The organism is Pseudomonas sp. Pseusp97 (assembly GCF_047304025.1).
Lineage (GTDB): Bacteria > Pseudomonadota > Gammaproteobacteria > Pseudomonadales > Pseudomonadaceae > Pseudomonas.
In genome coordinates, this window is record NZ_JBGLYK010000172.1 from 1 (window position 1) to 12,661 (window position 12,661).

General features: G+C 67.4%; 9 protein-coding genes and 1 pseudogene. 1 reads left to right on the top strand and 9 read right to left on the bottom strand.

Going from position 1 to position 12,661, the window contains the following annotated elements; genetic code table 11:
• The 6 genes and pseudogenes from ACCC94_RS22225 to pqqA all read right to left on the bottom strand — a co-directional run.
• Positions 1 to 771, bottom strand: a pseudogene (locus ACCC94_RS22225) (S9 family peptidase); the annotation flags it as partial.
• Positions 772 to 773: 2 nt separating this feature from the next.
• Positions 774 to 1,922 (bottom strand): pyrroloquinoline quinone biosynthesis protein PqqE, encoded by a 1,149-nt coding sequence (gene pqqE, locus ACCC94_RS22230; RefSeq protein ID WP_413351723.1) that lies wholly within the window; start codon positions 1,920 to 1,922, stop codon positions 774 to 776.
• On the bottom strand, positions 1,894 to 2,172 hold the full coding sequence (gene pqqD / locus ACCC94_RS22235) for a pyrroloquinoline quinone biosynthesis peptide chaperone PqqD (protein ID WP_017518379.1): 279 nt from the start codon (positions 2,170 to 2,172) through the stop codon (positions 1,894 to 1,896). Before pqqD ends, pqqE begins: the two co-directional genes overlap by 29 nt.
• Positions 2,172 to 2,921 (bottom strand): pyrroloquinoline-quinone synthase PqqC, encoded by a 750-nt coding sequence (gene pqqC / locus ACCC94_RS22240; protein WP_413351725.1) that lies wholly within the window; start codon positions 2,919 to 2,921, stop codon positions 2,172 to 2,174. Before pqqC ends, pqqD begins: the two co-directional genes overlap by 1 nt.
• 25 nt (positions 2,922 to 2,946) lie before the next feature.
• Positions 2,947 to 3,861: a pyrroloquinoline quinone biosynthesis protein PqqB gene (pqqB, locus tag ACCC94_RS22245; protein ID WP_413351727.1), complete on the bottom strand. Its 915-nt coding sequence runs from the start codon at positions 3,859 to 3,861 to the stop codon at positions 2,947 to 2,949.
• A 47-nt stretch (positions 3,862 to 3,908) separates the two neighbouring features.
• Positions 3,909 to 3,980 (bottom strand): pyrroloquinoline quinone precursor peptide PqqA, encoded by a 72-nt coding sequence (gene pqqA, locus ACCC94_RS22250; RefSeq protein WP_124174561.1) that lies wholly within the window; start codon positions 3,978 to 3,980, stop codon positions 3,909 to 3,911.
• Positions 3,981 to 4,360: 380 nt separating this feature from the next.
• Between pqqA and ACCC94_RS22255 the strand changes: the two genes are divergently transcribed.
• Positions 4,361 to 6,295: a sigma-54-dependent Fis family transcriptional regulator gene (locus ACCC94_RS22255; protein WP_413351729.1), complete on the top strand. Its 1,935-nt coding sequence runs from the start codon at positions 4,361 to 4,363 to the stop codon at positions 6,293 to 6,295.
• 423 nt (positions 6,296 to 6,718) lie between these two features.
• Here ACCC94_RS22255 and aldA read toward each other — a convergent pair whose 3' ends face one another.
• From aldA to ACCC94_RS22270, 3 genes are all read right to left on the bottom strand, one after another.
• Positions 6,719 to 8,155 carry an aldehyde dehydrogenase gene (gene aldA / locus ACCC94_RS22260; protein ID WP_413351730.1) on the bottom strand — a complete coding sequence of 479 codons (1,437 nt, stop codon included), beginning with the start codon at positions 8,153 to 8,155 and terminating at the stop codon, positions 6,719 to 6,721.
• A gap of 22 nt (positions 8,156 to 8,177) precedes the next feature.
• On the bottom strand, positions 8,178 to 10,361 hold the full coding sequence (locus ACCC94_RS22265; protein WP_413351732.1) for a PQQ-dependent dehydrogenase, methanol/ethanol family: 2,184 nt from the start codon (positions 10,359 to 10,361) through the stop codon (positions 8,178 to 8,180).
• A 542-nt stretch (positions 10,362 to 10,903) separates the two neighbouring features.
• The gene (locus ACCC94_RS22270) at positions 10,904 to 12,424 is read right to left on the bottom strand and encodes an aldehyde dehydrogenase family protein (protein WP_413351733.1); all 1,521 of its coding nucleotides are present in this window, start codon (positions 12,422 to 12,424) and stop codon (positions 10,904 to 10,906) included.
• Between the last annotated feature and the right edge of the window lie 237 nt (positions 12,425 to 12,661).

Sequence of the window (12,661 nt, forward strand, 5' to 3'; positions counted from 1 at the left end):
CGGCAGGAAGGTGCGCCCGCCCAGCTGCCAGGGCGCGCTGGCGTGGTCGGAGGCAGCGCTGGGCAGAGCGCCAAGCCCCTCCTGGTAAGGCTGCCAGTAGCCGTCGCAATCACTCAGCCAGCGCAGGCGACCATCCTCGGCGAAGCGCGGCTGCTGGATGGATTCGTGCCGGGTCTGCCCGGCCAGGCAGCGCTCCTCGCCGGCGAACGACTCGCACAGGCGGGTGCGCGTCCAGGGCTGATGCGGGCGATCCCATTCCACCCAGGCAATGCGCTCGGCGCTGGCGTCCGCCACCGGCGAGGCATAGAAGTCCGCACCGCAGGCAATCACCCGGCGCCGGCCATCGGCGTCGAGGCGAACGACGCGGTGGACCGCTCCGCCGCTACCGTTCTCCTCCTCTACCGCCAGCAACGCGTTCCACGCCGCCACGTAGTGCAAGTCGCCGTAGCGGCAGTCGTCGCGGTGGGTGATCGGCCGGGGCGCGCCACCCAGGCGCAGCCAGTGCACCTGCTGGTCGCCCTCTTCTACCCAGGCCACGCCGTCGGCGGTGGCGCAGCAGGAGCCGCCGCCGTATTCGTAGACGCGACTGCGCACCGAGGCGCCGGGCGGTGTCAGCTCGACGCTCTGCCCTTCACGCCGGAGAAACAACCGGCAGCGCGAGCTGGCAGGGTCGAACGCGGCCCACAGCAACCCGCCGTGGGCCACGTGCAGCTCGGCGAAATCCCCGGCGGCGGCCACCGCACGCTCGGCGCTCCACTCGCTGCGCTGCATGCTCAGGCCTTGCAGATCAGTTGCGAAGCCCGTTCGTTGCGCAGGGTCAGTGCGCTGAGCGGCGCGGCCGCCGTTTCCGCCTCGCGACGGGCGTCAAGGATGATGCCGTGGTGGGCCGACTTGGCGCACACCGGGTCGGTCGCCTCGGCATCGCCGGTGAGCATGAAGGCCTGGCAGCGGCAGCCACCGAAGTCGCGCTCCTTCTCGTCGCAGGAGCGGCACGGCTCGGGCATCCAGGCATCACCGCGGAAGCGGTTGAAGCCGAAGGACTCGTACCAGATGTGCTGCAGGCTGTGCTCGCGCACGTTGGGGAATTTCACCGGCAGTTGCCGCGCGCTGTGGCACGGCAGCGCGGTGCCGTCCGGGGTGACGTCGAGGAACACGCTGCCCCAGCCGCCCATGCAGGCCTTGGGGCGCTCCTCGTAATAGTCGGGCACCACGAAGATCAGCTTGCACGGGTTGCCTTCGGCAGCCAGGCGCTCGCGGTATTGCGCGGTGATCCGCTCGGCGCGCTGCAATTGCTCGCGGGTCGGCAGCAGCCCGGCACGGTTCAGCTCGGCCCAGCCATAGAACTGGCAGGTGGCGAGCTCGACGAAGTCGGCCTCCAGCTCGATGCACAGCTCGATGATACGGTCGATGCTGTCGATGTTGTGCCGGTGGGTGACGAAGTTCAGCACCATCGGATATCCGTGGGCCTTCACCGCGCGGGCCATGGCGAGCTTCTGGGCGAAGGCCTTGCGCGAGCCGGCAAGCAGGTTGTTCACCTCCTCGTCGGCGGCCTGGAAGCTGATCTGGATGTGGTCGAGACCTGCGTCGGCGAACTCGTTCAGGCGCTTCTCGTTGAGACCGATGCCGGAGGTGATCAGGTTGGTGTAGAAGCCCAGCCCGCGCGCGGCGGCGATCAGTTCGGCGAGGTCCTGGCGCACGAGCGGCTCGCCGCCGGAGAAGCCCAGCTGCGCCGCGCCCATCTCGCGGGCCTGGCGGAATACCTCGATCCACTGTTCGGTGTTCAGTTCCTCGCCGCCGCTGGCGAAATCCAGCGGGTTGGAACAGTACGGGCACTGCAGCGGGCAGCGGTAGGTCAGCTCGGCCAGCAGCCAGAGCGGCGGGCCTACCGGCGCCTCAGCGCAGCTCGATCCAGAATTGCGCATGGGCCACCTCGAGGAATGCCAGGATGTCTTCGTCGATGCCCGGCACGCCGGGGAAATCGGCACGCAGGCCATCGATGATGCCGGCGACGTCGGCCTGCCCGTCGACGCGGCCGAGGATCGCCCCGGCGCTGTCGTTGAGCTTCACCATCCCCTCGGGATAGAGCAGCACGTGGCAGCCCTGGGCCGGTTCGAATTGCAGGCGGAAACCTCGGCGCAGCGCCGGTACGCTGTCCAGCGAAGGCAGACTCATCACAGCAACCCCCTGTGCCATACGCGCTCACTCGTCACCGTGTGGTACGGCGGGCGCTGAAGTTCATAGGCCATGCTCATCGCGTCGAGCATGCTCCAGAGCACGTCGAGCTTGAATTGCAGGATTTCCAGCATGCGCTCCTGGGCCTCGCGGGTGCGGTAGTGCTCCAGGGTGATGCGCAGGCCATGCTCGACATCGCGGCGCGCCTGCGACAGGCGCTTGCGGAAGTAGTCGTAGCCGCTGGCGTCGATCCACGGGTAATGCTGCGGCCAGCTGTCCAGGCGCGACTGGTGGATCTGCGGGGCGAACAGTTCGGTCAGCGAGCTGCTGGCCGCTTCCTGCCAGCTGGCGCGGCGGGCGAAGTTGACGTAGGCGTCCACGGCGAAGCGCACGCCGGGCAGTACCAGCTCCTGGGACAGCACCTGCTCGCGGTCCAGTCCCACGGATTCGGCCAGGCGCAGCCAGGCCTCGATGCCGCCCTCCTCGCCGGGTGCGCCATCGTGGTCGAGGATGCGCTGCAGCCATTCGCGGCGCACCTCGCGGTCCGGGCAGTTGGCGAGGATCGCCGCGTCCTTCAGCGGGATGTTCAGCTGGTAGTAGAAGCGGTTCGCCACCCAGCCCTGGATCTGCTCGCGGGTCGCACGGCCTTCGTACATGGCCACGTGGTACGGGTGGAAGATGTGGTAGCAGGCCCCCTTCGCGCGCAGGGCCTGCTCGAACTCGGTGGGGCTCATGGCTTCGCGGGTCATCGCGAGCCTCCTTGCAGAAGGGCCGTCACAGGAAGATGCCCATGCCGTCGAACGCCACCTCGATGCCGCGTGCGTCCAGTTCGGCGCGTTCGGGCGAGGCGATATCGAGGATGGGATTGGTGTTGTTGATGTGGATGAGCACCTTGCGCGGCCCGTCGATGCCGTCGAGCACCTCGATCATGCCGCCCGGGCCGCTCTGGGCCAGGTGGCCCATCTCGCTGCCGAGCTTGTCGCCCACCTCGCAGACGCGCATCTCGTCGTCGCGCCACAGCGTGCCGTCCACCAGCAGGCAGTCGGCGCGGCGCATCCACGCCAGCAGTTCCTCGTCCACCTGGCCCAGGCCCGGTGCGTAGAACAGCTTGCCGCCGCTGGACAGGTCCTCGATGAACAGTCCGATGTTGTCCCCCGGGTGCGGGTTGCCCCGGTGCGGCGAATACGGCGGGGCGCTGCTGCGCAGGGCGATGGCGGTGATCTGCAGGCCCGGGCAGGCCGGGATGACGAAGGGCGCGGCGTCCAGCTCGATCAGCCGGTGCTTCAGCCCGCCGTTCCAGTGCGACAGCATGGGGAACAGCGGAAAGCCGGTGGACAGGTCCTGGTGGACCATCTCCGTGCACCACACCTCGTGCGGGCAGCCCTCGCGCAGGCTGAGCAGGCCGGTGGAGTGGTCGATCTGGCTGTCCAGCAGGACGATGGCGGCGATCGCCGAATCGCGCAGGCGCCGCGCCGGCTGCAGCGCCGGGAAGGACGCCAGCTGGGCGCGGATGTCGGGCGAGGCGTTGCAGAGAATCCAGTTCGCGCCGTCGTCGGACAGCGCGATGGAGGATTGGGTGCGTGGCTGCGCGATCACGCTGCCGTCGCGTACGCCGCGGCAGTTGCGGCAATTGCAGTTCCACTGGGGAAAGCCGCCACCGGCGGCCGACCCGAGAATCCGGATGTGCATGACAGTGCCCCGTGGGCAGGGGCCCCGGCGGACCGGGGCGCAGTGGATCAGCGGTTGGCGAAGTACAGGGTCACTTCGAAGCCAAGGCGCAGGTCGATGAAGCTAGGCTTGGTCCACATGGGTCTGTCCTCTTGTTGTAGGCCGGTTGAGCCCGGCTGCTTGAGTTAAACACCAGGGTCAGGCACTCCGAATGATACTTTCGAAGGAGATTCCCCCCTGATTTGGTAGCGGGCCCACGACAGCTGTCGCGCCCCGCCGCTACAACTGTCCCATCGCTGCGACAGCCGTTGCCCGATGGCACCCGCGGCCTATTGCGGCGAGCGCTCTGGCGCGGGGCTCGGGGCCCCGCGCGAAGTGTTCCGGCACAGGCCTTGCTCGGCCTCTCGTCGCCCGTGACCCATGGGTCTAGACTAGCCAGTCCTAGGACCGTTCCCACTGGGAAGCGGTTTCTAAAAACAACAATGCGCCGCAGTCCGACTGACGGCCGCCGGGAGTGACCATGCACCCGCAATCCCTGGAAAACTGCCCGAACGACCTTTCCGCCTTCATCGCCGATCACTTCGGCGAGCGTGACATCCAGCCCGAGGGCGCCATCGCACGCTCCTGGTACCGCAGCGTGATGGAGCACCGCCTCGACCCGCGCGCGCGGGCGGAGAAACACATCCTCACCGCCGGGGAAATCCGCGAGCACCAGAGCCAGCACCAGGACTACCTGGCGATTGCCAGCCAGGGCGTCACGGGGCTTGCCCGGCGCGTGCTGCCCGCGGGCTTCGCGGTGCTGCTCAGCGACGAGCACGGCATCACCCTCGATGCGCGTCTGCCCAGCGAGCGCGACCGCTACACCCAGGCCGGGCTGATCGTCGGCGCGCGCTGGGACGAATCCATCGCCGGCACCAACGGCATCGGCACGGCGCTGGCCGCCGGCGAAGCGCTGACCATCCACCGCCAGGAGCATTTCCTGGTGAGCAACTTCCGCCTGAGCTGCTCGGTGGCGCCGATCTTCGACGCCCAGCACCAGCTGCGCGGCTGCCTGAACGCCACCTGCCTGTACAACGACGGGCCCAAGGACGCGCAGTACCTGACCCTGCAGCTGGTGATCCTGTACGCGCGGCTGATCGAGAACGCCAGCTTCCGCCAGCGCTACCGCGACCGCCTGACGCTCTCGGTGAAGGCCCGCGACGAGGTCTCCGACCTGGCCAATGAACAGCTCATCGCCCTCGACGAACAGGGCCGGGTAATCGGCGCCAACCACGCCGCCTTCACCGCCTGTCGCGGCGAACTGCTCGGCAGCCGCATCGAACAGCTGCTGGAAGCGGACGTCGACCAGTTGCTCGACCTGAGCCAGGGCGGCGCGCGGGGCATCCGCCTGCGCACCCTGGCCGACCACGCGCTGGTGGACGTCGGCCTGCGTACGCCGGCCAGCCCGCCGCGCCGTAGTGCACCGGCCGCTGGTACGACGAAAAGCCCGGAGCACCCCGACCTCGCCCGCCTCGCCGGCGCCGACCCGCGTCTGCAGGACGGCGTGCGCAAGTTGCGCAAGGTGCTCGACAAGGGCATTTCCATCCTGGTCACCGGCGAGACCGGCACCGGCAAGGAAGCCTTCGCCCGCGCCATCCACCAGGCCAGCGCGCGTCATGCCGGGCCCTTCGTCGCACTGAACTGCGCGGCGATCCCGGAGAGCCTGATCGAGAGCGAACTCTTCGGCTACCGCGGCGGCAGCTTTACCGGCGCCAGCAAGAAAGGCATGAAGGGCAAGCTGGAACTGGCCAACGGCGGCACCCTGTTCCTCGACGAGATCGGCGACATGCCGGCGCACCTGCAGACGCGCCTGCTGCGCGTGCTGGCCGAGCGCGAAATCCTCCCGCTCGGCGCCGAATCGCCGGTGGCGCTGGACGTGCAGGTGGTCTCGGCGACCCACCAGGATCTGGCCGAGATGATCCGCGCCAAGGGCTTTCGCGAGGACCTGTTCTACCGCCTCGCCGGCATGACCCTGCAACTGCCGGCGCTGCGCGAGCGCACTGACCGCGAGGCGCTGATCGACAACCTGCTGGCAAGCCTGGGCGGCAACCTGCGTCTCGACGCAGCGGTGCGCGAGCGGCTGCGCGGCCATCCGTGGCCGGGCAACATCCGCCAGTTGCTGAACTGTTTGCGTTACGCCGCCGCCCTTGCCGAGGACGGCCGCATCGACCTGGATTGTCTGCCGATGGAGCTGCATCACGGTGCTCCCGCCGTCACTGCCGAAGCGCCGCCGACCGCCAGCACAACCGCCCTCGCCGCCCGCCTGGACGACGACGAGGCGCGCCACCTGCTGGCGGTGCTGCGCGAGCGGCAGTGGAACATCAGTGCGGTGGCGCAGCAGTTCGGCATAGCGCGGTCGACCCTGTATCGGAAGATGAAGAAGCACGGCATCGTGCAGCCCAACGCGTTGTATTGATTGCATCCGTTTTCCCCTGCGGCGGCGAGGCTGTTTTGTAGGAGCGGACTCCGTCCGCGATGGCGTCTGGCGCGATGCGGGCCAATCGCGGACGGAGTCCGCTCCTACGTAATGCCCACCTCCGGGCGCTGAGAAAAAGGAGCGAGCCGCACCTGGCAAGGAAGGCCCGCCCAATCAAACGGTGATGTGATTACGGGTACGGCACTCCTTTTCCCAGGAAACACCGTGCGCGCCCTGGCACCCTCTCCCCAGCCCTCTCCCTGAAGGGAGAGGGAGTATCCGAATGAAGCGTGGCGACAGTGCTTTCCTGACACCCTGACATCAGGAGGAAACCGTCGCTGCGCTTCACTCCGATCCAGTCCCCTCTCCCTTAAGGGAGAGGGTTAGGGAGAGGGTCTACGCCCAATCACGGACTTGCCCGGCTCACTCCTGCGCATAAACCACATGCGTATGCGTGTACTCATACAACCCATGTTTGCCATCCGCCCCGCCGATCCCGGACTTGCGGGTGCCCGCATGGAAGCCCTGCATCGCCTCGAAGTTCTCGCGGTTGATGTACGTCTCGCCGAAGTCCAGCTCGCGGCTGGCCTTGAGTGCGGCGCTGAGGTTGCGGGTGTAGATCGACGAGGTCAGGCCGTAGTCGCTGTCATTGGCCAGGGCGATGGCTTCGTCGAGGTCATCCACAACCTGGATCGGCAGCACCGGGCCGAAGATTTCCTTGCGCATGATCTCCATGTCGCCCTTGCAGCCGGCGAGCACGGTGGGCTGGTAGTGGAAGCCCTTGCCCAGGTCGGCCATCGCGCCGCCGGTGATGACCTGGGCGCCTTGCCCGGTCGCGGTGCGGACCATCTGCGCGACCTTGTCCAGGCCGATCTGGTTGACCAGCGGGCCCATGTCCAGGTCGGCCTGCACGTTCGGGTCGCCAAAACGGGTGGCGGCCATGGCGGCGGCGATTTTCTCGATGAACTGGTCGGCCACCTGGCGCTGCACGTAGACGCGCTCGGCGCAGTTGCACACCTGTCCGGTGTTGATCACCCGCGAGGCCTTGATGGCGTTCACCGCCAGCTCCAGGTCGGCATCGGCGAGGACGATGGCCGGCGCCTTGCCGCCCAGTTCCAGGTTCAGCTTGGTGATGTTCGGCGCAGCCGCGGCCATGATCCGCGAGCCGGTGGCGACGCTGCCGGTAAAGCTGATCAGGTCCACCCCGGCGTGGCTGGTCAGCGCGCTGCCGGCGCTGGCCCCGGTGCCGCCGACGACGTTGAAGACGCCGCTGGGCAGGTCGGTCTCCGCCACCAGGCGGGCGAACTCGAAGCAATTGATCGGGGTTTCTTCGCTGGGTTTGACGACTATGGTGTTGCCGGTCAACAGGGCCGGCGCCATCTTCCGCGCGATCAGGAAGAACGGGAAGTTCCACGGCAGGATGCCCGCCACCACGCCCAGCGGTTTGCGCAGCAGGAAGATGTGCTCGCCGGCGCGGTCGCTGGTCAGCACTTCGCCCTCCAGGCGGCGCGCCCACTCGGCCATGTAGTCGAGGTAGTCGGCGGTGAAGTTCACTTCCACTTCCGCCAGCGCCGGCACCTTGCCCTGCTCGGCGGTGATGATCCTGGCCAGGCGCTGCGAGTTGGCGCGGACCTTCTCGGCGATCCTGCGCAGGTAGCCGGCGCGCTCGATGGCCGGCTTGGCCGCCCAGCCCTTCTGCGCCGCGCGGGCGGCGCCGATGGCGGCGTCCACCTGGGCCGCGCTGGCTTCGGGGATACGCGCCAGCAGCTCGCCGTTGGCAGGGTTGTGCACCTCGATCAAGGGCTCGCCGGCGACGAAGCGGTTGTCGATGTAGTGCTGGTAGGTTGTCACGTCAGTCATGGGTTGCTCTCCGGTTTGACGGTCACTTGGCGGCGGTCTTCTGCGCGCCGGCCAGTTGTTCCTTGAGGTCGTAGGCGCGCTTGATCAGGTACTGGTGCACGGCCTCGGCCTGCTGCAGGTCGAGATGGCCCTGGAACGAAGGCATGCCGTCGGGGATGCGGCCGCCGTAGACGATGCCGAGGAAGCGCTGGTGGTTTTCCGCGCTGAGGGTGCGCAGGTCGGGCACCACGCCGCCGCTGATGGCGTTGATGCCGTGGCACTGCGAGCAGCTGGAGTTGAACAGCTCGCGGCCCTGGTCGATCTGCGCGGTGGTGCCGGTCAGCGCTGGCGGCTCGGGCTTGCGATCGGCCCACTTGTAGTTGATGTCCGGAAGCTTGGCGGTGCCGCCGAGCTTGTAGGTCAGCACCTGGGCGTTGGGCTTGACCCCGGCGCGCAGCGACAGGGCGCCGGCGAAGGTGGAGAAGGCGCCTCCCCAGCCGGCCATGAAGGTCACGTATTGCTCGCCGTCCACCTCATAGGTGATCGGCGCGGCCATCACGCCGGTGTTGGCCGGGGACTCCCAGAGCTTCTTGCCGGTCTCGGCGGCGTAGGCCACCACGCGGCCGTCGGCGGTGCCTTCGAACACCAGGTTGCCGGCGGTGCTCAGGGTGCCGCCGTTGAAGATGGTGCTGTAGGGCACTTCCCAGCGTTTTTCCTGCTTCACCGGGTCCCAGGCGATCAGCTTGCCGGTCCAGGTGTCGGCGATCTTGCGCAGGCCTTCGGGGTCCTCGGGCATCATCCCGGTGTTCACATCGAGCTGGTAGATGCTCTTGAACTTCGAGCGCGGCGGCGCGCCGTCGACGTCCTGGTACATCGCCGACATGATATGCGCCGGGATGTACACGAGGCCCGTGTTGGGGTTGTACGACATCGGTTGCCAGTCGTGGGCGCCCCAGAACGCCGGCTGGATCAGGCGCGCCTTCTTCTCCGGGTCCTTCCAGTATTCGGCGACCTTCTCGTTGCGGATCGGCCGGCCGGTCTTCATGTCGATGCCGGTGGCCCAGTTGATCGGGATGAAGTTCTTCGCCGAGAGCAGCTCCCCGGTCGCACGGTCGATGACGTAGAAGAAGCCGTTCTTCGGCGCCTGCATCAGCACCTTGCGCGGCTTGCCGTCGATCTGCAGGTCCACCAGCATGATGTGCTGGGTGGCGGTGTAGTCCCAGGCGTCGCCCGGCGTGGTCTGGTAGTGCCAGACGTACTCGCCGTTGTCGGGGTTGATCGCGACGATGGACGAGAGGAACAGGTTGTCGCCCTTGCCTTCGCTGCGGATGCGCGGGTTCCACGAGGAGCCGTTGCCGACGCCGATGTACAGCAGGTTCAGCTCCGGGTCGTAGGACATCGAGTCCCACACGGTGCCGCCACCGCCCTGCTTGTGGTAGTTGTCGCCGAACCAGGTCTTGGCGGCGATCTCCATGCCCTTGCCCTTGGGCATTTCCTTGGGGTCGCCGGGCACGGTGAAGAAGCGCCAGTCCTGCTTGCCGGTCTCGGCGTCGTAGGCGGTGATGTAGCCGCGCACGCCGAACTCGGCGCCGCCGTTGCCGATGATGACCTTGCCCTTCACGATGCGCGGCGCGCCGGTGATGGTGATGCTGCGCGTCGGGTCGCTGCGGGTATCGACGCTCCACACGCGCTTGCCGGTCTTGGCGTCGATGGCCTCCAGGCGACCGTCGAGCACGCCGACGTAGACCTTGCCCTTCCACACCGCCACGCCACGGTTCACCGCGTCGCAGCAGGCTTCGCCGGCGCGGCTGCGGTCGGATTGCGGGTCGTACTTCCACAGTTGCTCGCCGGTGCGGGCATCCAGCGCATAGACGATGGAGAACGGCCCGGTGGTGTACATCACGCCATCGACCACGATGGGCGTGGCTTCCACGCCGCGGTCGATGTCCAGCTTGTGGCTCCAGGCCAGGCCGAGGCTGCCGACGTTGCTCTGGTCGATCTGCTTCAGCGGGCTGTAGCGTTGCTCGTCGTAGGTACGCCCGGTGGTCATCCAGTTGCCCGGCTCGCTGTCGGCGGCGGCGATGCGCTGGCCATCGACGTTGGCGGGGACGTCAGCAGCGTGGAGATTCGGGGACAGACCGGCCATCAGCAGCGCGGCGGTCAGCAGGGAATGGCGCAGGGTGGGTTGCAGGCGAACGGAAGGCACGTGCAGGCCAATCGATCTCATGGAGGTTCTCCGATTCTTGTTGGTGCCGCAGATCGTTCGCCGCGGCTTGGAAGGCTCAGAGCAACCGCTGTGCCAGGGTTTTCGATTTTGGCTGGAAGGCTCGCCGTCCGGGGCTTATGGCGCTTTCGGCCGGTAGCGATGCGGGTGTTGCGGGCGCTACAGGTGTTGCGCGCGAGCAAGGCAGGTGTTGCGCGGGCGGGACGCGGGAGGTGCTTTGTAGGACGAGGTGGCCGGCGGGATTGGTGCGGGGTGATGCGGCGGACGTTGACCGCTATTCGCGAGCAAGCTAGCTCCTACGAAAAGCGCCCAGGCCTGACTTGTAGGAGCGAGCTTGCTCGCGAACAGAAGCTGACCGGGAAAAAGAAAACGCGGCCGGAGCCGCGTTCAACGAAGGCCGTCGCCCATGGAAGTGGGCACGGAAGCGGACGGCCGCCCGAACGGGCACGTCGACACAAGGGATACCCGGTGGAGTGCCGGGCGGTACACCAGAGAAGGGAGCCGGCGAACCTGATGGGAGAAGGCTCGCCGGCTTGCAGCAACGCTTAGAAGAAGCCCAGCGGATTGATGTCGTAGCTGACCAGCAGGTTCTTGGTCTGCTGGTAGTGGTCGAGCATCATCTTGTGGGTTTCGCGGCCGACGCCGGACTTCTTGTAGCCACCGAACGCGGCGTGGGCCGGATACAGGTGGTAGCAGTTGGTCCACACGCGGCCGGACTGGATGCCACGGCCCATGCGCCAGGCGCGGTTGATATCGCGGGTCCAGACGCCCGCACCCAGGCCGAACTCGGTGTCGTTGGCAATCGCCAGGGCTTCGGCTTCGTCCTTGAAGGTGGTCACGCCCACCACCGGGCCGAAGATTTCCTCCTGGAATACGCGCATGCCGTTGTGCCCTTTGAGCAGGGTCGGCTGGATGTAGTAACCGCTGGCCAGGTCGCCCTCCAGGCGCTCGCTGGAACCACCGGTGAGCAGCTCCGCGCCTTCGCCCTGGGCGATGTCGAGGTAGGAAAGGATCTTCTCGTACTGCTGCTGCGAAGCCTGGGCGCCGACCATGGTCTCGGTGTCCAGCGGGTTGCCGCGCTTGATCGCCTTGATCTTCTTCATCACCTCGACCATGAAGGGCTCGAAGATGGACTCCTGCACCAGCGCCCGCGACGGGCAGGTGCATACCTCGCCCTGGTTGAAGAAGGCCAGCACCAGGCCCTCGGCGGCCTTCTCGATGAAGGCCGGCTCGGCCTGCATGATGTCCTCGAAGAAGATGTTCGGACTCTTGCCGCCCAGCTCCACGGTGGACGGAATGATGTTCTCCGCCGCGCAGTGGAGGATGTGCGAACCGACCGGGGTGGAACCGGTGAAGGCGATCTTGGCGATGCGCTTGCTGGTGGCCAGCGCCTGGCCCGCTTCCTTGCCGAAGCCCTGGACGATGTTGAGCACGCCCGGCGGCAGCAGGTCGCCGATGATCTCGGCCAGCAGCATGATCGACAGCGGCGTCTGCTCGGCCGGCTTGAGCACCACGCAGTTGCCGGCAGCCAGGGCCGGGGCGAGTTTCCACGCGGCCATCAGCAGCGGGAAGTTCCACGGAATGATCTGCCCGACCACGCCGAGGGGTTCGTGGATGTGGTAGGCGACGGTGTTCTCGTTGATCTCGGCGGCGCCGCCTTCCTGTGCGCGGATGCAGCCGGCGTAGTAGCGGAAGTGGTCGGCGGCCAGCGGCACGTCGGCGTTCAGCGTCTCGCGCACGGCCTTGCCATTGTCCCAGGTTTCGGCGACGGCGAGCTGCTCGAGGTTCTGCTCGATGCGGTCGGCGATCTTCAGCAGGATCAGGGCCCGATCCTGCACCGAGGTGCGACCCCAACTGCCAGCGACGGAGTGGGCGGCGTCGAGGGCGCGCTCGATGTCCTCGGCGGTGGAGCGCGGGAACTCGGCGATGACTTCGCCGTTCACCGGCGAGGTGTTGCTGAAGTACTGGCCCAGCACCGGTGCGACGAACTCGCCGCCGATGTAGTTGCCGTAGCGCGGCTTGAGGGTGACGACGGCGCCTGGGGTTCCGGGGGCGGCGTAGATCATGGGGATGCTCTCCTGTCGGGTCCCGGCCCGAATCGGCCAGGTCATGCAGCGATCTTAGGCAGCGCCCTTCCCCACCCGGAATGCCCCCATGGGAGCGGTGGGTTACTCATTTGGTAGTAGATGCGGCGGGCACGGCTGGTTGTAGGGCGGATAAACCCGAACGGGTTTTCCGCCGCCGCCAATAGGGGGGGTAAAACGATGGCGGTTTAACGCCCCACGGGGGGGGGGGGTTGGCGG